Here is a 21,497-nt window from a genome sequence, read left to right on the forward strand (position 1 = left end):
AATGTTACTACCAAAACGTGTTAAATATCGTCGTCAACATCGTCCAAAAACAACTGGTCGTTCAAAAGGCGGTAACTTTGTAACATTTGGTGAGTTTGGTTTACAAGCAACTACAACGTCTTGGATCACTTCTCGTCAAATCGAATCTGCTCGTATTGCTATGACACGTTACATGAAACGTGGCGGGAAAGTTTGGATCAAAATCTTCCCTCATACACCATATACTAAAAAACCTTTAGAAGTACGTATGGGTGCCGGTAAAGGTGCTGTTGAAGGCTGGATCGCAGTTGTGAAACCAGGTAGAATTTTATTTGAAGTTGCGGGTGTATCTGAAGAAGTAGCTCGTGAAGCATTACGTTTAGCAAGTCACAAACTTCCTGTAAAAACTAAGTTTGTAAAACGTGAAGAATTGGGTGGTGAAACAAATGAAAGCTAAGGAAATTAGAGACTTAACCACTTCAGAAATCGAAGAACAAATCAAATCTTCAAAAGAAGAGCTTTTTAACCTACGCTTTCAGTTAGCTACAGGTCAATTAGAGGAAACTGCACGTATTCGTACAGTTAGAAAAACGATTGCACGTCTAAAAACTGTTGCTCGTGAAAGAGAAATCGAACAAAGTAAAGCTAATCAATAATTTATATGAAAGAGGAGGTTACAAAAGTGAGTGAAAGAAACGATCGTAAAGTTTATGTAGGTAAAGTTGTTTCAGATAAAATGGACAAAACTATTACTGTACTTGTTGAAACTTACAAAACACACAAATTATACGGCAAACGAGTAAAATACTCTAAAAAATATAAAACTCATGATGAAAACAACTCAGCTAAATTAGGGGACATTGTTAAAATTCAAGAAACTCGTCCTTTATCAGCATCTAAACGTTTCCGTTTAGTAGAAATTGTTGAAGAATCAGTAATTATTTAATACAAGATTAGAGATAAGGGAGGTTTAACTAATGATCCAACAAGAAACACGTTTAAAAGTAGCAGACAACTCTGGTGCTCGTGAAGTTCTTACAATTAAAGTATTAGGTGGATCTGGTCGCAAAACAGCGAACATCGGCGATGTTATCGTATGTACTGTTAAAAATGCAACACCAGGTGGCGTTGTTAAAAAAGGTGACGTAGTCAAAGCTGTTGTAGTTAGAACTAAATCAGGCGTACGTCGTAATGATGGTTCTTATATCAAATTTGATGAAAATGCATGTGTTATCATTCGTGATGACAAAGGCCCACGTGGTACTCGTATCTTTGGTCCTGTTGCTCGTGAATTACGTGAAGGTAACTTCATGAAAATCGTATCATTAGCACCAGAAGTACTTTAATATATAAAAACCAAATCATTTAAGGAGGTGCCCACATGCATATCAAAAAAGGTGACAACGTAAAAGTTATCGCAGGTAAAGACAAAGGTAAAGAAGGTAAAGTTATCGCTACTGAACCTAAAAAAGACCGTGTCGTTGTGGAAGGTGTTAACGTTATTAAAAAACACCAAAAACCAACTCAATTAAATCCTGAAGGTGGAATCTTAGAAACAGAGGCAGCTATCCATGTTTCTAACGTACAATTATTAGACCCTAAAACAAATGAACCTACTCGTGTTGGTTACAAATTTGTTGATGGTAAAAAAGTTCGTATCGCTAAAAAATCAGGCGAAGAAATCAAAACTAATAATTAATAACTAGTTGAAAGGAGGATCCACTTTGAACCGTTTAAAAGAAAGATATAATACTGAAGTTACTGAAAACTTAGTGAAAAAATTTAACTATAGTTCTGTAATGGAAGTACCAAAAATCGAAAAAATCGTTGTAAATATGGGTGTAGGTGATGCAGTTCAAAACTCTAAAGTATTAGATAATGCTGTAGAAGAGTTAGAATTAATCACTGGTCAAAAACCATTAATCACAAAAGCTAAAAAATCAGTTGCAACATTCCGTTTACGTGAAGGTATGCCAATCGGTGCAAAAGTTACTCTTCGCGGAGAAAGAATGTATGAATTCTTAGATAAATTAATCGCAGTTTCATTACCTCGTGTACGTGACTTCCAAGGTGTTTCTAAAACAGCATTCGATGGTCGTGGTAACTACACTCTAGGAGTTAAAGAACAATTAATTTTCCCAGAAATCGATTATGATAAAGTAAGTAAAGTAAGAGGAATGGATATTGTTATCGTAACAACTGCTAACACTGACGAGGAAGCTCGTGAATTGTTAACAAACTTCGGTATGCCATTTCGTAAATAATCTCTAAAAAGGAGGCTAATTAAGTGGCTAAAACTTCTATGGTTGCTAAGCAACAGAAAAAACAAAAATATGCAGTACGTGAATATACTCGTTGTGAACGTTGTGGTCGTCCACATTCTGTATATCGTAAATTCAAATTATGCCGTATTTGTTTCCGTGAATTAGCTTACAAAGGCCAAATTCCTGGCGTACGCAAAGCTAGCTGGTAATATAAAGAGTCTGAAAGGAGGCAACAATCAATGACAATGACAGATCCAATCGCAGATATGCTTACTCGTGTAAGAAACGCAAACATGGTGCGTCACGAGAAATTAGAATTACCTGCGTCTAACATTAAAAAACAAATTGCTGAAATCTTAAAAAATGAAGGTTTCATTAAAAACGTAGAATATGTTGAAGATGATAAACAAGGTGTTATTCGTTTATTCTTAAAATATGGACAAAACAATGAACGTGTTATCACAGGATTAAAACGTATCTCTAAACCAGGTTTACGTGTTTATGCTAAAGCAAACGAAGTACCTAAAGTATTAAACGGTTTAGGTATTGCATTAGTTTCAACTTCTGAAGGTGTTATCACTGATAAAGAAGCTAGAAAACGTAATGTTGGTGGAGAAATTATCGCATACGTTTGGTAATAATAAATAAGGAGGTGCCATAACATGAGTCGTGTTGGTAAGAAAATTATTGACATTCCTAGCGACGTTACAGTAACTTTTGATGGTCATACTGCTACTGTAAAAGGTCCTAAAGGTGAATTAACTAGAACATTTAATGAAAGAATGACTTTCAAACAAGAAGAAAACACATTAGAAGTTGTAAGACCTACTGATTCTAAAGAAGACAGAACAGTTCACGGTACAACTCGTGCTTTATTAAACAATATGGTACAAGGTGTTTCTCAAGGTTTTGAAAAAACACTTGAACTTGTTGGTGTAGGTTACCGTGCTCAAATGCAAGGTAATGACTTAGTATTAAACGTTGGTTACTCTCATCCTGTTGAAATTAAAGCTGAAAATGGCATTACTTTCGCAGTAGAGAAAAACACAACAGTACGCGTATCTGGTGTATCTAAAGAACAAGTTGGAGCTATCGCTTCTAACATCCGTTCAATAAGACCTCCAGAACCTTATAAAGGAAAAGGTATCCGTTACCAAGGTGAATATGTTCGCCGTAAAGAAGGTAAAACTGGTAAATAATAGATAACTCTCTCAAGAAAGGAGTAATAATATGATCAGTAAAATTGATAAAAACAAAGTGCGTTTGAAAAGACATGCTCGTGTGCGTACTAAATTATCAGGTACAGCTGAAAAACCACGTTTAAATGTATATCGTTCAAACAAACACATTTATGCTCAAATTATTGATGACGTTAATGGTCAAACATTAGCTCAAGCTTCATCAAAAGATAAAGACATTGCTAACGAATCTTCTTCAAAAGTTGATTTATCAACTAAAGTAGGAGAAGCAATTGCTAAAAAAGCATCTGACAAAGGTATTAAAGAAATCGTATTTGATCGTGGCGGTTACTTATACCATGGTCGTGTGAAAGCATTAGCAGAAGCTGCTAGAGAAAGCGGATTAGAATTTTAATTTAAAGGAGGGACAAACACATGGCTCGTAGAGAAGAAGAAACGAAAGAATTTGAAGAACGCGTTGTTACAATCAACCGTGTTGCTAAAGTTGTTAAAGGTGGACGTCGTTTCCGTTTCACTGCATTAGTAGTAGTTGGAGATAAAAATGGTCGTGTAGGTTTCGGTACTGGTAAAGCACAAGAGGTACCAGAAGCTATCAAAAAAGCTGTAGAAGCAGCTAAAAAAGATTTAGTAGTCGTTCCACGTGTTGAAGGAACTACTCCTCATACAATTACTGGTCGTTATGGTTCAGGTAGCGTATTCATGAAACCAGCTGCACCTGGTACAGGAGTTATCGCTGGTGGTCCAGTACGTGCCGTATTAGAATTAGCAGGTATCACTGATATCTTAAGTAAATCATTAGGATCTAACACACCAATTAACATGGTTCGTGCTACAATCAATGGTTTACAAAACCTTAAAAACGCTGAAGATGTTGCTAAATTACGCGGCAAATCAGTTGAAGAATTATATAATTAAGGAGGGAAAATAAATAATGGCTAAATTACAAATTACCCTCACTCGTAGTGTTATTGGTCGTCCTGAAACACAACGTAAAACTGTTGAAGCTTTAGGTCTTAAAAAGACTAATAGCTCAGTAGTTGTTGAAGATAACCCTGCAATCCGTGGGCAAATCAACAAAGTTAAACACTTATTAACAGTTGAAGAAAAATAATTAAGGAGGTGCCTATAAAATGAAATTACATGAGTTAAAAGCAGCTGAAGGTTCACGTCGTGTACGTAACCGTGTTGGTCGTGGTGCTGGTACAGGTAATGGTAAAACTAGTGGTCGCGGTCAAAAAGGTCAAAAAGCACGTTCAGGTGGTGGCGTAAGACCTGGATTCGAAGGTGGTCAATTACCTTTATTCCGTCGTTTACCAAAACGAGGTTTCACTAACATCAACCGTAAAGAATATGCTATTGTTAACTTAGACCAACTTAATAAATTTGAAGATGGTACTGAAGTAACTCCAGCTTTATTAGTAGAAACTGGTGTAGTTAAGAATGAAAAATCTGGTATTAAAGTACTAGGTAATGGTTCACTTGACAAAAAGTTAACAGTGAAAGCTCACAAATTCTCAGCTTCAGCAGTTGAAGCTATCGATGCTAAAGGTGGAGCACACGAGGTGATCTAATGTTCCAAACGCTAGTGAGCTTCTTTAAAACTAAAGAAGTTCGAAATAAGATTTTCTTTACCTTAGCAATGTTAGTTATATTCAAAATAGGAACTTATATTCCGGCTCCTGGTGTAAATCCAGAGCCTTTTGAACAACAAGGTTCTGATCAAGGTGTCGCTGCTCTTCTTAACACGTTTGGTGGCGGAGCCTTAAAGAACTTTTCAATATTTGCTATGGGTATTATGCCCTACATCACAGCATCTATCGTAATGCAATTGTTACAGATGGATATTGTGCCTAAGTTCTCTGAATGGGCAAAACAAGGTGAAGTAGGTAAAAGAAAACTTAGCAATGTAACACGTTATTTCGCTATCATATTGGCTTTTATTCAGTCAATTGGTATGGCATTTCAATTTAATAACTATCTTGGCGGTCGATTAATTATTCATCAATCTGTCATGAGTTATTTATTGATTGCTATTGTATTAACAGCAGGAACTGCATTTTTAATTTGGCTTGGTGACCAAATCACTCAATTTGGCGTTGGTAATGGTATTTCAATTATTATCTTCGCTGGTATCTTGTCAACATTACCATCATCAATTATCCAATTTGCACAACAGGCATTTGTTGGTAATGATGATACAACGTTGGCATGGTTAAAAGTAATTGGGTTAATTGTCGGTTTAATTTTGCTAACAATGGGAGCAATTTACGTATTAGAAGCTAAACGTAAAATTCCGATTCAATATGCAAAAAAACAAACAGGTCAAAGATTAGGTTCACAGGCAACTTATCTACCTTTAAAAGTTAACTCAGCAGGGGTTATCCCAGTAATCTTTGCGATGGCATTTTTCCTATTGCCAAGAACATTAACACTGTTCTTCCCTAAAGCTGACTGGGCGCAAACAATATCTGAATATGCTAACCCTTCAAACACTTACGGCATGATAGTTTATGTAATTTTAATTATTGCATTTACTTATTTCTATGCCTTTGTTCAAGTTAATCCTGAAAAAATGGCAGATAACTTGAAGAAACAAGGTAGCTATGTACCAGGAATTAGACCTGGTGACCAAACGAAAAAATATATTACTAAAGTACTTTATCGCTTAACTTTTGTAGGCTCTATTTTCTTAGCTGTTATTGCTATCTTACCAATTTTAGCTACTAAGTTTATGAACTTACCTCAATCGATTCAAATTGGTGGTACAAGTTTATTAATCGTTATTGGTGTAGCAATTGAAACTATGAAATCACTTGAAGCCCAAGTGAGTCAGAAAGAATATAAAGGCTTTGGTGGTAGATAATTTGTAGGAGGGCAATTTATGAATATCATTTTAATGGGTTTACCTGGCGCAGGTAAAGGAACTCAAGCGAGTGAAATTGTTAAGAAATTCCCAATACCACATATATCTACTGGTGACATGTTCAGAAAAGCGATTAAAGATGAAACAGATTTAGGAAAAGAAGCTAAATCTTACATGGATCGTGGAGAATTAGTCCCTGATGAAGTTACTGTAGGTATCGTTAAAGAAAGAATCTCTGAAGACGATGCAAAAAAAGGATTCTTATTAGATGGTTTCCCTAGAACAATCGATCAAGCTGAGGCATTAAATAATATTATGTCTGAGCTTGGTAGAAACATTGATGCTGTAATTAACATCGAAGTTCCTGAGGAAGAATTAATGAATCGTCTTACAGGTCGTCGTATCTGTGAGAAATGTGGTACAACTTATCATCTTGTATTTAATCCTCCAAAGGTTGATGGTGTATGTGATATCGATGGTGGAAAGCTTTATCAACGTGAAGATGATAATCCAGAAACAGTATCTAATCGTTTAAGCGTGAATGTTAAACAATCTAAACCTATTTTAGAGTACTATGAAGAAAAAGGTGTATTGAAAAACATTGACGGTGCGAAAGATATTGATCAAGTAACCAAAGATGTCATTGATATCTTAGATCAATTAAAATAGATCAACTTAGTACGGTCTATGTGTAAGTGAATTTTGATTAGGTTTCTCTGGCAAGAATTAATTTTCTGAGTGTCGAAAGACGATAATAATTCCCGCATTTTGTTAAACTTATAATAACTAGTCACTATATTAGATTCGTATCGTTGAAGTTGTCTATTGACGATTACCTTACTATTGTAAAAAGGGGGAAGTTAATCAATGGCGAAACAAGATGTAATTGAATTAGAAGGTACAGTACTTGATACTTTACCAAATGCTATGTTTAAAGTAGAATTAGAAAATGGTCATGAAATTTTAGCGCATGTTAGTGGTAAAATTAGAATGAATTATATTCGAATTCTACCTGGCGACAAAGTAACTGTAGAAATGTCTCCGTATGATTTATCACGCGGTAGAATTACTTATCGTTATAAATAATCGTCACTCCATAATATAGGGAGGTATAAAAATGAAAGTAAGACCATCAGTTAAACCAATTTGCGAAAAATGTAAAGTCATTAAACGTAAAGGTAAAGTAATGGTAATTTGTGACAATCCTAAGCACAAACAAAGACAAGGTTAATAAAAGAGAGGTGTAAATATATATGGCACGTATTGCAGGAGTAGATATTCCACGTGAAAAACGCGTTGTTATTTCATTAACTTATGTATACGGTATCGGTACTTCAACAGCTAAAAAAATCGTTGAAGATGCTAACGTATCAGCTGACACACGCGTAAAAGATTTAACAGATGACGAATTAGGTCGTATCCGTGAAGTTGTAGACGGTTATAAAGTTGAAGGTGACTTACGTCGTGAACAAAACTTAAATATCAAACGTTTGATGGAAATTTCATCATACCGTGGTATCCGTCACCGTCGTGGTTTACCAGTTCGTGGACAAAAAACTAAAAACAACGCTCGTACTCGTAAAGGCCCAGTTAAAACTGTAGCTAACAAGAAAAAATAATAGGTAAAGGAGGCAAAATATAAATGGCACGTAAACAAGTATCTCGTAAACGTAGAGTTAAAAAGAATATTGAAAATGGTGTAGCTCACATCCGTTCAACATTCAATAATACAATCGTAACTATCACTGATGAATTTGGTAATGCTTTATCTTGGTCATCAGCTGGTGCATTAGGTTTCAAAGGATCTAAAAAATCAACACCATTCGCAGCTCAAATGGCATCTGAAACTGCTTCAAAATCAGCAATGGAACATGGTTTAAAAACTGTAGAAGTTACAGTAAAAGGACCTGGACCTGGTCGTGAATCAGCTATCCGTGCATTACAATCAGCTGGTTTAGAAGTAACTGCAATCAGAGACGTTACTCCAGTACCACACAACGGTTGTCGTCCACCAAAACGTCGTCGCGTCTAATTTTTAATGATTGTTATTGTTACAGGTCACTGAGCGAAACAGTTTAAAAAATAAGTCGACGTATTTAAGGAGGATTTTTGTAAATGATAGAAATTGAAAAACCTAGAATTGAGACAATTGAAATTAGTGAAGATGCTAAATTCGGTAAGTTCGTTGTTGAACCACTTGAACGTGGCTACGGTACTACACTAGGAAACTCCTTACGTCGTATCCTACTATCTTCATTACCAGGTGCTGCCGTTAAGTACATTGAGATCGAAGGTGTTTTACACGAATTCTCAGCTATAGATAATGTCGTTGAAGATGTTTCAACTATTATTATGAACATCAAAAAATTAGCGCTTAAAATCTATTCTGAAGAAGATAAAACATTAGAAATCGATGTTAGAGATGAAGGCGAAGTAACTGCAAGTGACATTACGCATGATAGTGATGTTGAAGTTCTAAACCCAGAACTTAAAATCGCAACAGTGTCTAAAGGTGGACATTTAAAAATTCGTCTTGTTGCTAATAAGGGTAGAGGTTACGCATTAGCAGAACAAAATAATACTAGTGATTTACCAATTGGTGTAATTCCTGTTGATTCACTATATTCACCTGTTGAACGTGTTAACTATACAGTTGAAAATACACGTGTAGGTCAAAGTAGTGATTTTGATAAATTAACTTTAGATGTTTGGACTAATGGTTCAATCACTCCACAAGAGTCAGTATCATTAGCTGCTAAAATTATGACTGAACATTTAAATATTTTCGTTGGTCTTACTGATGAAGCTCAAAATGCTGAAATCATGATTGAAAAAGAAGAAGACCAAAAAGAAAAAGTACTTGAAATGTCTATCGAAGAATTAGACTTATCAGTACGTTCATATAACTGTTTAAAACGCGCAGGAATCAATTCTGTACAAGAATTAGCTGACAAATCAGAAGCTGATATGATGAAAGTGCGTAATTTAGGTCGTAAATCTCTTGAAGAAGTTAAATACAAATTAGAAGATTTAGGATTAGGTTTAAGAAAAGAAGATTAATAAGTTAAAGGAGGTCAACTCATGGGTTACAGAAAATTAGGTCGTACTTCTGATCAACGTAAAGCTATGTTACGTGACTTAGCTACTTCACTTATCGTTAGTGAACGCATTGAAACTACAGAAGCTCGTGCAAAAGAAGTTCGTAGTGTTGTTGAGAAATTAATCACTTTAGGTAAAAAAGGAGATTTAGCTTCTCGTCGTAATGCTGCTAAAACATTACGTAATGTTGAAATCTTAAACGAAGATGAAACTACACAAACTGCACTTCAAAAATTATTTGGTGAAATTGCTGAACGTTATACAGAACGTCAAGGTGGTTACACTCGCATCCTTAAAGTAGGCCCTCGTCGTGGTGACGGTGCTGAATCAGTTATTATCGAATTAGTAGATTAATTCTATATATAAATACACTAACTACTTATATTAAAGCAAATGAGTGCAACGATAATGTTTGCCACATACAAATATTGTCTAGCTCAGAGTGCCCCATCAATTAAATATTATTTTAAAGCGTGAACTCAACTAAAATATGATGGGGTGCGCGCTTTTTTATTTTATATAATCCCTAAAGAGAGACATAGATATTTCCATGTCTCTCTTTTATTTATGCTTTGTGATTCGCTCATATACAGAATGCAAGTAATCATGTAAAATATGATAATAAATATATTTTTAGGAGGACAAACACAGTGGAGGTACAACGACAGAATATAATTGAGCTTAAGCATGTTGACTTTCGATATCAAGGAGATTCATCCTTCACACTAAAAGATGTTTCCTTCACTATCCCTAAAAATAAGTGGACGTCAATTGTAGGACATAATGGATCTGGTAAATCAACACTTGCTAAACTTATCGTTGGCATTGAAACAGCTACTGAGGGAAATATTTATTTCAACAACCAGAAGTTGACAGAAGACAATCTCAGAGACATAAGAAATCATATTGGAATTGTTTTTCAAAACCCTGAGAATCAATTTGTAGGATCAATTGTGAAATATGATGTTGCATTTGGTCTTGAGAATCATTCAATTCCTCATGAAGCAATGCATGAAATTGTAAACCAGGCATTGGAAGATGTTGGGATGTTAGACTATGAAGATTATGAACCTCAATCTTTATCAGGTGGACAAAAGCAAAGAGTAGCGATTGCTGGCGTTTTAGCATTAAGTCCTTCAGTAATTATTCTTGATGAAGCCACATCGATGTTAGATCCTTCCGCTAAACAATCACTCCTTAAACTCATTCATAAAGTGAAGCAAGAAAAAGATGTGACAATTATTTCAATTACCCATGACTTAACAGAAGCCATGGAAGGTGACTATATGGTAGTAATGAATCAAGGGCAAGTGTATAAAGAAGGTACGCCTCAATCTATCTTTAAAGATGTTCATGAATTGAAAGAGATTGGATTAGATTTACCTTTCTCTATGAAAATGAATCAACTATTAGGATTTAAAGATGAGTATACTACCTATGAAGGGTTGGTAGATAAATTATGACGATTACATTTAATGATGTGACTTATACTTATCAAATTGGGACCCCTTATGAATATCCAGCATTAAAAGATATCAATCTGACTTTAGAACAAGGGAAATATTATGCGATTGTAGGTCAAACTGGAAGTGGGAAATCTACTCTGATTCAACACTTTAATGGCTTACTAAAACCAACAACAGGGTCTATAGAATTTAACGATTTTACTATCACCCATAAAACTAAAGATAAATATATTAGAGCGCTACGCCAAAAGGTAGGATTAGTGTTTCAATTTCCTGAATCTCAACTTTTCGAGGACAACGTAGAACGAGAGATTGAGTTTGGTCCACGTAACTTTAAAATGGACATAGAACAAGTTAAAGCACGTGCATATGATTTATTATTAGAACTTGGCTTTTCTAGAGATGTCATGGCTTTGTCTCCATTCCAAATGTCAGGAGGACAAATGCGTAAGATTGCAATTGTTTCTATTTTAGCAATGAATCCAGATGTTATTGTATTGGATGAGCCCACAGCAGGGCTAGATCCTAAAAGTCGTCACCAAGTGATGGAATTATTTAAAAAAATACAACTTGAACATAATAAGACGATTATTCTTGTTTCTCATGATATGAATGATGTGGCTAAATATGCTGATGAAATCATTGTGATGAAAGAAGGAAGCATAGCGGAACAAGTATCTCCAAGAAAGTTATTTAAGCACGAAGCGCAACTTAATGAATGGCATATTGCGTTACCAGATATCGTTCGCTTACAAAAAGACCTTGAAAGTAAGTATCAAACAGAGTTAAGTGACGTAGCTTTAACTGAAGAAGAATTTGTAAAACTATATCAGGAGTGGCATCAACATGAAAAATAAACTAATTATTGGACGCTATCTTCCTCTAGATTCATGGGTACATCACTTAGATCCAAGAGCAAAGATAATATTTGCTTTCTTGTTCATTGTGCTCATCTTCTTCGCTCATTCGTTTGCGACATTCGGTTGGATTATATTATTAATATTACTTATTATGATGCTATCAAAAATTAAACTTTGGTTCTTAATTAAAGGATTAACACCTATTTTTATTTTTTTAATATTTACTTTTTTAATGCACATCTTCTTTACCCATGGCGGTACGAGGTTAATAGACTTTGGGTTTATTAAGATTGATAGTGAAGGTGTACTAGAAGGTATTTTTATCTCTTTACGTTTAATCACTATTGTTATGATTGCGACAATTATGACACTTTCTACAAGTCCAATTGATTTAACCGATGCTTTTGAAAAGTTATTAACCCCACTCAAGTGGTTTAAAGTACCTGTGCATCAACTAAGCATGATTATGTCTATTGCTCTAAGATTTATTCCAACGTTAATGGATGAATTAGATAAAATTATCCTAGCTCAGAAGTCACGTGGCTCTGAAATTAGTTCAGGTAGTCTTACAATGCGTATTAAAGCATTTATACCTTTAATGATTCCATTATTTATTTCGGCTTTTCAAAGAGCAGAGGAACTCGCAATTGCAATGGAAGTGCGTGGGTATGACGCTAATATTAAAAGAACAAGCTATAGAAAATTACAATGGAGCTTAAGAGATACGATTTGTTTATTAAGCATCGTTCCGATAGCTATTGTACTATTTATATTAAAATATATTGGAGTGTAATATCGTGCGAATTCTAGTCAATATTTCGTACCAAGGAAGTCAATTTTTAGGCTTTCAAATTCAACAGCAAGGACGAACAGTCCAGCAACAATTTGAAAAAATATTAAAACGTATGCACCGTCGTCATGTACGCATTCATCCTTCGAGCCGTACAGACCGTGGTGTACATGCCTATGAACAGTATTTCCACTTCGATACTGAATTAAATATTGCGCCTCAGCAGTGGAAGTATGCCATGAATAGTGCGTTACCTGACGATATTTATGTTAAAGAGGTGCAACAAGTCGATGAAGAATTTCATTGCCGTTATGACTGCGTTGGCAAACGATATCGTTATAAAGTCTATCAAGCCGAACATCGCAATCCATTCGAAAGTGGATTAAAGACTTTCATTAAAGATGATTTAGATTTTGAAAAGATGAACGAAGCGGCACAACACTTTATTGGCACACATGATTTCACAGGATTTTGTTCTCAAAAGACAGAAGTAGAAAGTAAAGAACGTACATTGTATCAAAGCGAAATAGTGAAGACTGCTGAAGGCTTTGACTACATCGTTACAGGATCGGGCTTTTTATATAATATGGTGCGCGTATTAGTAGCATTTCTTATTGAAGTTGGAAAAGGTAAACGCCAACCTGACGAGGTGCCAACACTTTTAAAAGAAAAAAATCGTAATAACGTACCATTTACAGCACCGGCAGAAGGACTGTACTTAGAAAAGATTTATTTAGCTCCAGAAGAGCTTATTAGCGACTTTGGAAACGATATAAAAATTCATTATAAAAAATCGTTACAAAATCACTAATTTGCATTGACAAACAAGAGTAAAAAATATAACATAGTTAACGGTATTGTTTTATATCATCCCACGATAAGCCCCGGAAACTTATTGTGTTACAAGATATATAAGCAGATTATACAGGATAAAATAAATGAACATTTACGCTTTAAAATCGTAACAGAATTTACTAGGTTGCAGGCCTCGTTCGTAGGTTCGACTGCGATGAGTACCTGCAATCTAAGACGAAGCATTTATTTTTAGGAGGACAATTATTATGCGTCAAACATTTATGGCAAATGAATCAAACATTGAGCGCAAATGGTATGTTATTGATGCTGAAGGCCAAACATTAGGTCGTTTATCATCAGAAGTAGCATCTATCTTACGCGGTAAAAATAAAGTAACTTATACACCACACGTTGACACAGGTGACTATGTAATCATCATCAACGCTGAAAAAATCGAATTAACTGGTAAAAAAGAATCAGATAAAATTTACTATCGTCACTCTAACCACCCAGGCGGTATCAAATCAGTTACTGCTGGTGAGTTAAAACGTAATAACCCAGAACGTTTACTTGAAACTTCTATCAAAGGTATGTTACCAAGTTCACGTTTAGGTGAAAAACAAGGTAAAAAATTATTTGTATATCGTGGCGCTGAACACCCACACGCTGCACAACAACCAGAAAACTACGAGTTACGTGGTTAATTAAAAGGAGGAAATTACATTGGCACAAGTTGAATATAGAGGTACAGGCCGTCGTAAAAACTCAGTAGCACGTGTACGTTTAGTACCAGGTGAAGGTAATATCACAGTAAACGAACGTGACGTACGTGAGTACTTACCATTCGAATCATTAATCTTAGACTTAAACCAACCATTCGATGTTACTGAAACTAAAGGTAACTATGATGTATTAGTTAACGTACACGGTGGTGGTTTCACTGGACAAGCTCAAGCTATCCGTCACGGAATCGCTCGTGCATTATTAGAAGCAGATCCTGAATACAGAGGTTCTTTAAAACGTGCAGGTTTATTAACTCGTGACCCACGTATGAAAGAACGTAAAAAACCAGGTCTTAAAAAAGCACGTCGTTCTCCACAATTCTCAAAACGTTAAGATTGGAAACGAACATGTTTTTATCAAGCACTTCTCAATTTCGAGAAGTGCTTTTTTGTATACAAAAAAGCTAGAGATTCTTAAAACCTCTAGCCTTTGAATAACATTTTACCTTTTAAATACTTCTTCGACTACTTCTGTCATATCATTATGAATGACTAAATCTGCTTTTCTATCATATGGTGTTTTATCTCGATTTATAATGACTAAATTATCTCCGGTAAAGTTTGAAATAAATCCAGCAGCTGGTTGTACTACAAGTGATGATCCTAATACAATGACAGTATCTGCTTTTTGAATTTTATCAAGTGCTTTAAACACAGTAGGTTGATCTAACATTTCGCCATATAATACGATATCTGGACGAATGACTTCACCACATTTTTCACAGTATCTTAAATGATGATCCATTACATGTGATTTAGAATATTCTTCACCACATTTAATACAATAAAATCGATTCAATGTACCATGGATTTCATCAATATTTTGACTTCCAGCATCTTCATGTAAGCCATCGATATTTTGAGTGATTACACCTAATGACTTTCCTTCTTTTTCAAGTTCGGCAATCCATTCATGAACGATGTTGGGTTTCTTATCTGCAACGAGTAGGCGTTTATGATAGAAATCAATGAAACTTTCTTTATTATCATTAAGATGATCTATACTTAATAAATATTCTGGTGAATAGCCATCTTTTGAAATTTCGTCAAACAATCCTCCCATTGAACGGAAATCGGGAATACCGCTCGCTACTGACACGCCTGCACCAGTAAAGAAGACAATTTTATTTGAGTTATCTATAATTTTTTTGAGTTTTTCAATTTTATTAGCCAAAGTTGTCACCTCATTAAAAGTATTAATTTACTGAATAACCTTCACTTTATATATTATAGTACACACATTTCAAAATAACATTTTATTAAATTCTGCCATAATTAAAAGTTATGATATAAAAATATTAGAGTTCAATCGCTCAATGGTATAAAATTAGTATGCGCTGAAAATCTTTAAACTACATGTCTAAAACGATTAGGCATTTTCAAAATAAAAATTAATAGTAATTGGGGGAAGTGAGGAATTGAATGAATAAATACGATCGTTTAGATGAAATTACTAAACTCGTAAATCAAAAAGGAACGGTTAGAACTAACGAAATCGTTGAGGAACTTAATGTGTCTGATATGACAGTTCGACGTGATTTAGCTGAATTAGAAGAAAAAGGACTATTAACTAAAATTCATGGCGGGGCGAGAAGTAATTCAGTCTTTCAATTTAAGGAGAAATCACATCAAGAAAAACATACACAGAATAAAGAAGAAAAACGAGTTGTAGCTCGAAAAGCTGCTAAACTCATTGAAGAAGGTGACACAATATTCTTAGGGCCAGGAACAACGATAGAATTTCTAGCTGAGGTGATGGAACATCAATCGCTGACGGTTATTACAAACTGTTTCCCGGTATTTAAAATATTGTTTAAAAAGCGTTCGATAGATTTCAAAGTGTATTTGCTTGGCGGGGAAATGCGAGAACTTACGGAATCGTTTGTTGGAGAAATGACGAATACCTTACTTAAAACGAAACGCTTTAGCAAGATGTTCTTTAGTTGTAATGGTATTAAAGAGGCAGATGTACTTACCTCTACTATTGATGAAGCTTATACACAACAAATCGCATTAGAACGATCGGTAGAAAAATATTTACTTATTGATTCTTCAAAAATTGGAAAAGAAGACTTTACGCAGTTGTGTAAATTAGAAGACTTAACTGCAGTTGTCCTTGATACCGATGATGAAGAAAGTGTTTCGAAATTACAATTACATACAGAAGTAATTTATTAAATAAAGAAATCCTAAGATTGTTTGAAAGTAAACAATCTTAGGATTTTTTTAGTTTATAAAAGTTTAATTAAACACAGAAATACATTATTTTGTTTAAAACAACTAAATATCAAACAATATTCAAACATTTATTGTTGATTATTTGTTTATGTTTATAATTTAATCGTAAAGATTTGAAAGCGCTTTTTCACACAACAAATAAACATAATGCTGTGGAAAGATATCATCTTAAAAAGGAGAATTACTATGACAATTATTATTGGTTCAGATGTAGATGGCAAAAGATTGAAAGGTGTTGTTAAAACATTTTTAAAAGAAAACAATCATGATGTGCTTGATGTAACTGAAGGTAAAGAATTAGATTTTGTGGATTCAACACTAGCAGTTGTACATGAAGTTCAAAAAAATGATGAGAACTTAGGAATTGCAATTGATGCCTATGGTGCAGGAAGTTTCATGGTTGCTACTAAAGTTAAAGGCATGATTGCTGCACAAGTGTCTGATGAACGTTCTGCATATATGACACGTGGTCATAATAATGCACGTATGATTACCATGGGTGAACAAATTGTTGGGGATACATTAGCTCAAAATGTCGCAAAAGAATTTGTTGAAGGTCACTATGACGGCGGACGTCATCAAATCAGAGTAGATATGTTAAATAAAATGTGTTAATTGGGAGGATAATAAAATGAAAATAGCTATTGGTTGCGATCATATTGTAACAGATACAAAAATGGCAGTTTCTAAACATTTAAAAGAACAAGGACATGAAGTAATTGATGTAGGTACATACGATTTTACAAGAACACACTATCCAATCTTTGGTAAAAAAGTTGGCGAAGCTGTAACAAGTGGAGAAGCGGATTTAGGTGTATGTATCTGTGGAACAGGTGTAGGTATTAGTAATGCTGCGAACAAAGTGCCAGGCGTAAGAACTGCATTAGTTCGTGATATGACTACAGCTTTATATTCTAAAGAAGAATTAAATGCAAACGTTGTAAGCTTCGGCGGTAAAGTCGTAGGAGAATTATTTATCTTCGATATCGTAGACGCATTCATTAAAGCGGAATATAAACCTACTGAGGAAAATAAAAAATTAATCGCTAAAATCGAACATTTAGAAGCACATAATGATAAACAAGCTGATCCTCACTTCTTTGATGAATTTTTAGAAAAATGGAACAAAGGTGAATATCACGATTAAAGGTGGACTATCATGATTTTAACATTAACACTTAATCCTTCTGTAGATATTTCATATCCTTTGGAACACTTTAATCTTGATACAGTCAATAGAGTGACAAATACAAGTAAAACTGCTGGAGGCAAAGGTTTAAATGTAACACGTGTTTTATCAGAATTTGGTGAAGATGTTTTAGCAAGTGGATTTTTAGGTGGTCAGTTAGGTGAGTTTATTGAACATCAACTTGATGAGAACCAAATACAACATTCATTTTTCCAAATTAAAGGTGAAACAAGAAACTGTATTGCTATCTTACATGAAGGTCAACAAACTGAAATATTAGAACAAGGCCCTTCAATTAGTGAAGAAGAAGCTAAAGGTTTCAAATCACATTTAAGTCATTTATTTAGCAAAGCTAATGCAATTGCTATGTCAGGAAGTTTACCTAAAGGATTGAACTCAGATTATTATGCAGAAATTATTCAATTAGCTAATCAACAACACATACCAACTGTCCTAGATAGTTCAGGTCAGTCATTAATGGATGTATTGTTAAGCGATAGTAAGCCTACAGTGATAAAACCTAATATTGATGAATTATCACAATTGTTACAAACCACTGTTACTACAGATATAAATAGTCTAAAAGAAGCAGTCACTCAACCCATCTTTGAAGGTATTGAATGGATTATCGTTTCTTTAGGTGGCGACGGTGCTTTCGCAAAACATCATCAAACGTTCTATAAAGTTAACATTCCAAATATTAAAGTAGTAAATCCTGTTGGTTCTGGTGACTCAACTGTAGCAGGAATTACGTCAGGATTAATTCATCAAGATTCTGATAAGGATTTATTAAGAAAAGCAAATACATTTGGCATGTTAAATGCAATGGAAAGCCAAACTGGTCATATCAATGTAAGTAAATTTGACGAAATATTCCAACAAATTGAAGTTATAGAGGTGTAATTCATGACTAAATCACAACAAAAATTATCATCAATTGAGCAATTAAGTAATAAAGAAGGGGTTATCTCAGCTTTAGCATTTGACCAACGTGGTGCTTTAAAAAGAATGATGGCTGAACATCAAACTGAAGAACCAACTGTTGAACAAATCGAACAATTAAAAGTTCTTGTATCTGAAGAATTAACACAATATGCATCATCAATTCTTTTAGATCCAGAATATGGATTACCTGCTTCTGATGCACGTAATAAAGAATGTGGTTTATTACTTGCTTATGAAAAAACAGGTTATGACGTAAATGCTAAAGGTCGTTTACCTGACTGTTTAGTTGAATGGTCAGCAAAACGTTTAAAAGAACAAGGCGCTAATGCTGTTAAATTCTTACTTTATTATGATGTTGATGATTCAGAAGAAATCAATGTTCAAAAGAAAGCATATATTGAAAGAATTGGATCTGAGTGTGTAGCAGAAGACATTCCATTCTTCTTAGAAGTTTTAACATATGATGACAACATTCCGGATAATAAAAGTGCTGAATTTGCGAAAGTAAAACCTCGTAAAGTTAATGAAGCGATGAAGTTATTCTCAGAAGAAAGATTCAATGTTGATGTACTTAAAGTTGAAGTACCAGTCAATATGAACTATGTTGAAGGCTTTGCTGATGGTGAAGTGGTTTATAGCAAAGAAGAAGCGGCACAACACTTCCGTGATCAAGAAGCTTCTACACATTTACCATATATCTATTTAAGTGCGGGTGTTACTGCTGAACTATTCCAAGAAACACTTAAATTTGCTCATGAAGCTGGCGCTAAATTCAATGGTGTACTTTGTGGACGTGCAACTTGGTCAGGTGCGGTAAAAGTTTATATCGAACAAGGTGAAGAAGCAGCACGTGAATGGTTACGCACTACTGGATTTAAAAATATCGATGATTTAAATAAAGTATTAGAAACAACAGCAACATCTTGGAAATCTAAATAATTAAAGGAGGTTAACTATATGAATAGAGAAGAGGTACAATTACTTGGTTTTGAAATCGTAGCTTATGCTGGCGATGCACGTTCTAAATTGTTAGAAGCTTTAACTGCTGCTAAAAATGGTGAATTAGATAAAGCTGAGCAACTTGCTGAAGAAGCTAATGAATGTATCGCAAATGCGCACAAAGCACAAACTAGTTTATTAGCTAAAGAAGCGCAAGGTGATGACATTGCATATAGCGTAACTATGATGCACGGTCAAGACCATTTAATGACAACATTATTATTAAAAGATTTAATCAAACACCTAATAGAATTATATAGAAGAGGGAGTTGACCCTGATGAATAAGTTAATAGCATGGATAGAAAAAGGGAAGCCGTTCTTTGAAAAAATATCTCGTAATATTTATTTAAGAGCGATTCGTGATGGATTTATAGCAGCAATTCCAATTATCTTGTTCTCAAGTATCTTTATCTTAGTAACTTACGTACCGAATGTATTTGGCTTTACATGGAGTAAAACAATGGAAGGAATCTTAATGAAACCTTATAACTATACGATGGGAATTGTAGGTTTCATTGTCGCCGGTACGACTGCCAAGTCATTGACCGATTCGTTTAACCGAAAACTCGAAAAAACAAATCAAATTAACTTTATTTCAACAATGATGGCAGCAATGTGTGGATTCTTATTCTTAGCTGCTGATCCAGCTAAAGAAGGTGGATTCTTAAGTGGCTTTATGGGAACTAAAGGTTTATTAACAGCCTTTCTTGCAGCATTTGTCACTGTAATTGTATATAACTTCTTTATTAAACGTGATATTACAATCAAAATGCCAAAAGAAGTTCCACCAAACATTTCACAAGTATTTAAAGACATCTTCCCGTTATCAGCGGTTATGATTATTCTTTATGCACTTGATTTAATTGTGAGAGGCACAGTAAATACTAACGTAGCAAATGGTATTTTAAAAATATTTGAACCATTATTTACTGCAGCAGATGGATGGGTTGGGGTAACTATCATCTTTGGTGCCTTTGCATTCTTCTGGTTTGTAGGTATTCACGGTCCATCTATTGTTGAACCTGCAATCGCAGCTATTACTTATGCTAACCTTGAAGCCAACTTACATTTAATTCAAGCAGGTGAACATGCAGATAAAGTAATCACACCTGGTACACAAATGTTCGTTGTAACTATGGGTGGTACTGGTGCAACTTTAGTTGTGCCTTTTATGTTCATGTGGTTAACTAAATCGAAACGTAATAAAGCAATTGGTAGAGCATCTGTAGTACCTACATTCTTTGGTGTAAACGAACCAATCTTATTCGGTGCACCATTAGTATTAAACCCAGTATTCTTTATTCCATTTATCTTTGCGCCAATCGCAAACGTATGGATCTTTAAATTCTTCGTAGATGTACTAGGAATGAACAGTTTTAGTATCTTCTTACCTTGGACTACTCCAGGTCCATTAGGTATCGTGATGGGTACTGGTTTTGCATTCTGGTCATTCGTATTAGCGATTGTGTTAATTGTAGTAGACGTCATTATTTATTACCCATTCGTCAAAGTATATGATGAACAAATTTTAGAAGAAGAACTAGGTAAAAAAGTAACAAATAATGATTTAAAAGAAAAAGTGGCAGCTAATTTTGATACTAAAAAAGCAGATGCAATTTTAGCAACAGCTGGCGCAGACGATGCAACATTACAAGCAGATAATGGAAAAGAAGCTTCACCTTCAAACAATATTACTGAACAAACAAATGTATTAGTATTATGTGCTGGTGGTGGAACTAGTGGTTTATTAGCTAACGCACTTAATAAAGCAGCAGAAGAATATAATGTACCTGTTAAAGCAGCAGCTGGTGGTTACGGTGCGCATATGGATATTATGAAAGATTACCATTTAATTATCTTGGCGCCTCAAGTGGCTTCAAACTACGAGGACATTAAACAAGATACTGATCGTTTAGGTATTAAATTAGCTAAAACTCAAGGTGTTGAATACATCAACTTAACACGAGATGGCAAAGCAGCATTAGACTTCGTTCAACAACAATTTGAAAAATAATTTAGGAGATGAAA

35 protein-coding genes are annotated in these 21,497 nt (G+C 34.6%); 34 read left to right on the forward strand and 1 reads right to left on the reverse strand.

Annotated features, from left to right (window positions below):
- Position 1 precedes the first annotated feature (1 nt).
- From rplP to rpsI, 27 genes are all read left to right on the forward strand, one after another.
- Entirely contained in the window at positions 2–436 is a 435-nt protein-coding gene (rplP, locus tag LIX58_RS07865; RefSeq protein WP_103329034.1) for a 50S ribosomal protein L16, read from the forward strand.
- Positions 426–635, forward strand: coding sequence for a 50S ribosomal protein L29 (rpmC, locus tag LIX58_RS07870; protein ID WP_000644737.1), 210 nt, complete (start codon positions 426–428; stop codon positions 633–635). The genes rplP and rpmC overlap by 11 nt, the downstream gene beginning before the upstream one ends.
- 26 nt (positions 636–661) lie before the next feature.
- Positions 662–925, forward strand: coding sequence for a 30S ribosomal protein S17 (rpsQ, locus tag LIX58_RS07875; protein WP_011275131.1), 264 nt, complete (start codon positions 662–664; stop codon positions 923–925).
- A 31-nt stretch (positions 926–956) separates the two neighbouring features.
- On the forward strand, positions 957–1,325 hold the full coding sequence (gene rplN, locus LIX58_RS07880) for a 50S ribosomal protein L14 (protein WP_002466492.1): 369 nt from the start codon (positions 957–959) through the stop codon (positions 1,323–1,325).
- Between the two features lie 35 nt (positions 1,326–1,360).
- A complete protein-coding gene (gene rplX / locus LIX58_RS07885; RefSeq protein WP_033079619.1) occupies positions 1,361–1,678 on the forward strand; it encodes a 50S ribosomal protein L24 in 318 nt (105 codons plus the stop codon).
- Positions 1,679–1,703: 25 nt separating this feature from the next.
- Positions 1,704–2,243 carry a 50S ribosomal protein L5 gene (rplE, locus tag LIX58_RS07890; protein WP_103329033.1) on the forward strand — a complete coding sequence of 180 codons (540 nt, stop codon included), beginning with the start codon at positions 1,704–1,706 and terminating at the stop codon, positions 2,241–2,243.
- 23 nt (positions 2,244–2,266) lie between these two features.
- Complete coding sequence (locus LIX58_RS07895; RefSeq protein WP_001140799.1) at positions 2,267–2,452, forward strand: type Z 30S ribosomal protein S14; 186 nt, start codon at positions 2,267–2,269, stop codon at positions 2,450–2,452.
- A 30-nt stretch (positions 2,453–2,482) separates the two neighbouring features.
- The gene (rpsH, locus tag LIX58_RS07900) at positions 2,483–2,881 is read left to right on the forward strand and encodes a 30S ribosomal protein S8 (protein ID WP_002448514.1); all 399 of its coding nucleotides are present in this window, start codon (positions 2,483–2,485) and stop codon (positions 2,879–2,881) included.
- 24 nt (positions 2,882–2,905) lie between these two features.
- Entirely contained in the window at positions 2,906–3,442 is a 537-nt protein-coding gene (gene rplF / locus LIX58_RS07905; RefSeq protein ID WP_126565802.1) for a 50S ribosomal protein L6, read from the forward strand.
- 31 nt (positions 3,443–3,473) lie between these two features.
- Positions 3,474–3,836, forward strand: a complete 363-nt coding sequence (gene rplR / locus LIX58_RS07910) for a 50S ribosomal protein L18 (protein ID WP_103297690.1) — start codon at positions 3,474–3,476, stop codon at positions 3,834–3,836.
- Positions 3,837–3,856: 20 nt separating this feature from the next.
- Positions 3,857–4,357 (forward strand): 30S ribosomal protein S5, encoded by a 501-nt coding sequence (rpsE, locus tag LIX58_RS07915; RefSeq protein WP_011275137.1) that lies wholly within the window; start codon positions 3,857–3,859, stop codon positions 4,355–4,357.
- A gap of 16 nt (positions 4,358–4,373) precedes the next feature.
- Positions 4,374–4,553: a 50S ribosomal protein L30 gene (gene rpmD, locus LIX58_RS07920; RefSeq protein ID WP_001096576.1), complete on the forward strand. Its 180-nt coding sequence runs from the start codon at positions 4,374–4,376 to the stop codon at positions 4,551–4,553.
- Positions 4,554–4,572: 19 nt separating this feature from the next.
- Positions 4,573–5,013 (forward strand): 50S ribosomal protein L15, encoded by a 441-nt coding sequence (gene rplO / locus LIX58_RS07925; protein ID WP_126565801.1) that lies wholly within the window; start codon positions 4,573–4,575, stop codon positions 5,011–5,013.
- Entirely contained in the window at positions 5,013–6,305 is a 1,293-nt protein-coding gene (secY, locus tag LIX58_RS07930) for a preprotein translocase subunit SecY (RefSeq protein WP_126565800.1), read from the forward strand. Before rplO ends, secY begins: the two co-directional genes overlap by 1 nt.
- Positions 6,306–6,323: 18 nt before the next feature.
- The gene (locus LIX58_RS07935; protein ID WP_154837679.1) at positions 6,324–6,974 is read left to right on the forward strand and encodes an adenylate kinase; all 651 of its coding nucleotides are present in this window, start codon (positions 6,324–6,326) and stop codon (positions 6,972–6,974) included.
- A gap of 198 nt (positions 6,975–7,172) precedes the next feature.
- Positions 7,173–7,391: a translation initiation factor IF-1 gene (infA, locus tag LIX58_RS07940; protein ID WP_001829792.1), complete on the forward strand. Its 219-nt coding sequence runs from the start codon at positions 7,173–7,175 to the stop codon at positions 7,389–7,391.
- Positions 7,392–7,422: 31 nt separating this feature from the next.
- Positions 7,423–7,536 (forward strand): 50S ribosomal protein L36, encoded by a 114-nt coding sequence (gene rpmJ, locus LIX58_RS07945; protein ID WP_001829709.1) that lies wholly within the window; start codon positions 7,423–7,425, stop codon positions 7,534–7,536.
- Between the two features lie 22 nt (positions 7,537–7,558).
- Complete coding sequence (gene rpsM, locus LIX58_RS07950; RefSeq protein WP_126565798.1) at positions 7,559–7,924, forward strand: 30S ribosomal protein S13; 366 nt, start codon at positions 7,559–7,561, stop codon at positions 7,922–7,924.
- Positions 7,925–7,947: 23 nt separating this feature from the next.
- A complete protein-coding gene (gene rpsK / locus LIX58_RS07955) occupies positions 7,948–8,337 on the forward strand; it encodes a 30S ribosomal protein S11 (protein ID WP_000101625.1) in 390 nt (129 codons plus the stop codon).
- 83 nt (positions 8,338–8,420) lie between these two features.
- On the forward strand, positions 8,421–9,365 hold the full coding sequence (locus LIX58_RS07960; protein ID WP_002448356.1) for a DNA-directed RNA polymerase subunit alpha: 945 nt from the start codon (positions 8,421–8,423) through the stop codon (positions 9,363–9,365).
- Positions 9,366–9,386: 21 nt separating this feature from the next.
- A complete protein-coding gene (rplQ, locus tag LIX58_RS07965; protein WP_011275144.1) occupies positions 9,387–9,758 on the forward strand; it encodes a 50S ribosomal protein L17 in 372 nt (123 codons plus the stop codon).
- Positions 9,759–10,054: 296 nt separating this feature from the next.
- Positions 10,055–10,867 (forward strand): energy-coupling factor transporter ATPase, encoded by an 813-nt coding sequence (locus LIX58_RS07970; protein ID WP_154837677.1) that lies wholly within the window; start codon positions 10,055–10,057, stop codon positions 10,865–10,867.
- Complete coding sequence (locus LIX58_RS07975) at positions 10,864–11,727, forward strand: energy-coupling factor transporter ATPase (protein ID WP_154837675.1); 864 nt, start codon at positions 10,864–10,866, stop codon at positions 11,725–11,727. The genes LIX58_RS07970 and LIX58_RS07975 overlap by 4 nt, the downstream gene beginning before the upstream one ends.
- Positions 11,717–12,523 carry an energy-coupling factor transporter transmembrane component T family protein gene (locus LIX58_RS07980; protein ID WP_154837673.1) on the forward strand — a complete coding sequence of 269 codons (807 nt, stop codon included), beginning with the start codon at positions 11,717–11,719 and terminating at the stop codon, positions 12,521–12,523. The genes LIX58_RS07975 and LIX58_RS07980 overlap by 11 nt, the downstream gene beginning before the upstream one ends.
- Positions 12,524–12,527: 4 nt before the next feature.
- Entirely contained in the window at positions 12,528–13,331 is an 804-nt protein-coding gene (gene truA, locus LIX58_RS07985) for a tRNA pseudouridine(38-40) synthase TruA (protein ID WP_154837671.1), read from the forward strand.
- 250 nt (positions 13,332–13,581) lie between these two features.
- Positions 13,582–14,019, forward strand: coding sequence for a 50S ribosomal protein L13 (rplM, locus tag LIX58_RS07990; RefSeq protein WP_103329027.1), 438 nt, complete (start codon positions 13,582–13,584; stop codon positions 14,017–14,019).
- A gap of 19 nt (positions 14,020–14,038) precedes the next feature.
- Positions 14,039–14,431 (forward strand): 30S ribosomal protein S9, encoded by a 393-nt coding sequence (rpsI, locus tag LIX58_RS07995; protein ID WP_011275150.1) that lies wholly within the window; start codon positions 14,039–14,041, stop codon positions 14,429–14,431.
- A 108-nt stretch (positions 14,432–14,539) separates the two neighbouring features.
- Here the strand turns inward: rpsI and LIX58_RS08000 are convergent, their stop codons facing one another.
- Positions 14,540–15,271: an NAD-dependent protein deacylase gene (locus LIX58_RS08000; protein ID WP_154837669.1), complete on the reverse strand. Its 732-nt coding sequence runs from the start codon at positions 15,269–15,271 to the stop codon at positions 14,540–14,542.
- A 248-nt stretch (positions 15,272–15,519) separates the two neighbouring features.
- On the opposite strand from LIX58_RS08000, the gene LIX58_RS08005 reads away from it, so the two are divergent.
- The 7 genes from LIX58_RS08005 (at position 15,520) to LIX58_RS08035 (ending at position 21,483) form a co-directional block, all read left to right on the forward strand.
- Positions 15,520–16,275 (forward strand): DeoR/GlpR family DNA-binding transcription regulator, encoded by a 756-nt coding sequence (locus LIX58_RS08005; RefSeq protein WP_154837667.1) that lies wholly within the window; start codon positions 15,520–15,522, stop codon positions 16,273–16,275.
- Positions 16,276–16,521: 246 nt separating this feature from the next.
- Positions 16,522–16,950: a galactose-6-phosphate isomerase subunit LacA gene (lacA, locus tag LIX58_RS08010; protein ID WP_154837665.1), complete on the forward strand. Its 429-nt coding sequence runs from the start codon at positions 16,522–16,524 to the stop codon at positions 16,948–16,950.
- A 16-nt stretch (positions 16,951–16,966) separates the two neighbouring features.
- Complete coding sequence (gene lacB / locus LIX58_RS08015) at positions 16,967–17,482, forward strand: galactose-6-phosphate isomerase subunit LacB (RefSeq protein WP_103329023.1); 516 nt, start codon at positions 16,967–16,969, stop codon at positions 17,480–17,482.
- 12 nt (positions 17,483–17,494) lie between these two features.
- Positions 17,495–18,427 (forward strand): tagatose-6-phosphate kinase, encoded by a 933-nt coding sequence (locus LIX58_RS08020; protein ID WP_154837663.1) that lies wholly within the window; start codon positions 17,495–17,497, stop codon positions 18,425–18,427.
- Between the two features lie 3 nt (positions 18,428–18,430).
- Positions 18,431–19,408: a tagatose-bisphosphate aldolase gene (lacD, locus tag LIX58_RS08025; protein ID WP_126565787.1), complete on the forward strand. Its 978-nt coding sequence runs from the start codon at positions 18,431–18,433 to the stop codon at positions 19,406–19,408.
- 18 nt (positions 19,409–19,426) lie between these two features.
- Positions 19,427–19,741: a PTS lactose/cellobiose transporter subunit IIA gene (locus LIX58_RS08030; protein WP_103297703.1), complete on the forward strand. Its 315-nt coding sequence runs from the start codon at positions 19,427–19,429 to the stop codon at positions 19,739–19,741.
- A 2-nt stretch (positions 19,742–19,743) separates the two neighbouring features.
- Positions 19,744–21,483, forward strand: coding sequence for a lactose-specific PTS transporter subunit EIIC (locus tag LIX58_RS08035; protein ID WP_226386280.1), 1,740 nt, complete (start codon positions 19,744–19,746; stop codon positions 21,481–21,483).
- Positions 21,484–21,497: the final 14 nt, after the last annotated feature.

It is taken from the genome of Staphylococcus sp. Marseille-Q1834 (assembly GCF_916858875.1).
Taxonomy (GTDB): Bacteria; Bacillota; Bacilli; order Staphylococcales; family Staphylococcaceae; genus Staphylococcus; species Staphylococcus pragensis.

Excerpts from the sequence above, each read along its gene's own strand:
- rplP (WP_103329034.1), top strand. The coding sequence starts at position 2 with ATGTTACTACCAAAACGTGTTAAATATCGTCGTCAACATCGTCCAAAA.
- rpmC (WP_000644737.1), top strand. The coding sequence starts at position 426 with ATGAAAGCTAAGGAAATTAGAGACTTAACCACTTCAGAAATCGAAGAA.
- rplN (WP_002466492.1), top strand. The coding sequence starts at position 957 with ATGATCCAACAAGAAACACGTTTAAAAGTAGCAGACAACTCTGGTGCT.
- rplX (WP_033079619.1), top strand. The coding sequence starts at position 1,361 with ATGCATATCAAAAAAGGTGACAACGTAAAAGTTATCGCAGGTAAAGAC.
- rpsH (WP_002448514.1), top strand. The coding sequence starts at position 2,483 with ATGACAATGACAGATCCAATCGCAGATATGCTTACTCGTGTAAGAAAC.
- rplF (WP_126565802.1), top strand. The coding sequence starts at position 2,906 with ATGAGTCGTGTTGGTAAGAAAATTATTGACATTCCTAGCGACGTTACA.
- rplR (WP_103297690.1), top strand. The coding sequence starts at position 3,474 with ATGATCAGTAAAATTGATAAAAACAAAGTGCGTTTGAAAAGACATGCT.
- rpsE (WP_011275137.1), top strand. The coding sequence starts at position 3,857 with ATGGCTCGTAGAGAAGAAGAAACGAAAGAATTTGAAGAACGCGTTGTT.
- rpmD (WP_001096576.1), top strand. The coding sequence starts at position 4,374 with ATGGCTAAATTACAAATTACCCTCACTCGTAGTGTTATTGGTCGTCCT.
- rplO (WP_126565801.1), top strand. The coding sequence starts at position 4,573 with ATGAAATTACATGAGTTAAAAGCAGCTGAAGGTTCACGTCGTGTACGT.
- secY (WP_126565800.1), top strand. The coding sequence starts at position 5,013 with ATGTTCCAAACGCTAGTGAGCTTCTTTAAAACTAAAGAAGTTCGAAAT.
- LIX58_RS07935 (WP_154837679.1), top strand. The coding sequence starts at position 6,324 with ATGAATATCATTTTAATGGGTTTACCTGGCGCAGGTAAAGGAACTCAA.
- infA (WP_001829792.1), top strand. The coding sequence starts at position 7,173 with ATGGCGAAACAAGATGTAATTGAATTAGAAGGTACAGTACTTGATACT.
- rpmJ (WP_001829709.1), top strand. The coding sequence starts at position 7,423 with ATGAAAGTAAGACCATCAGTTAAACCAATTTGCGAAAAATGTAAAGTC.
- rpsM (WP_126565798.1), top strand. The coding sequence starts at position 7,559 with ATGGCACGTATTGCAGGAGTAGATATTCCACGTGAAAAACGCGTTGTT.
- rpsK (WP_000101625.1), top strand. The coding sequence starts at position 7,948 with ATGGCACGTAAACAAGTATCTCGTAAACGTAGAGTTAAAAAGAATATT.
- LIX58_RS07960 (WP_002448356.1), top strand. The coding sequence starts at position 8,421 with ATGATAGAAATTGAAAAACCTAGAATTGAGACAATTGAAATTAGTGAA.
- rplQ (WP_011275144.1), top strand. The coding sequence starts at position 9,387 with ATGGGTTACAGAAAATTAGGTCGTACTTCTGATCAACGTAAAGCTATG.
- LIX58_RS07975 (WP_154837675.1), top strand. The coding sequence starts at position 10,864 with ATGACGATTACATTTAATGATGTGACTTATACTTATCAAATTGGGACC.
- LIX58_RS07980 (WP_154837673.1), top strand. The coding sequence starts at position 11,717 with ATGAAAAATAAACTAATTATTGGACGCTATCTTCCTCTAGATTCATGG.
- rplM (WP_103329027.1), top strand. The coding sequence starts at position 13,582 with ATGCGTCAAACATTTATGGCAAATGAATCAAACATTGAGCGCAAATGG.
- LIX58_RS08005 (WP_154837667.1), top strand. The coding sequence starts at position 15,520 with ATGAATAAATACGATCGTTTAGATGAAATTACTAAACTCGTAAATCAA.
- lacA (WP_154837665.1), top strand. The coding sequence starts at position 16,522 with ATGACAATTATTATTGGTTCAGATGTAGATGGCAAAAGATTGAAAGGT.
- lacB (WP_103329023.1), top strand. The coding sequence starts at position 16,967 with ATGAAAATAGCTATTGGTTGCGATCATATTGTAACAGATACAAAAATG.
- LIX58_RS08020 (WP_154837663.1), top strand. The coding sequence starts at position 17,495 with ATGATTTTAACATTAACACTTAATCCTTCTGTAGATATTTCATATCCT.
- lacD (WP_126565787.1), top strand. The coding sequence starts at position 18,431 with ATGACTAAATCACAACAAAAATTATCATCAATTGAGCAATTAAGTAAT.
- LIX58_RS08030 (WP_103297703.1), top strand. The coding sequence starts at position 19,427 with ATGAATAGAGAAGAGGTACAATTACTTGGTTTTGAAATCGTAGCTTAT.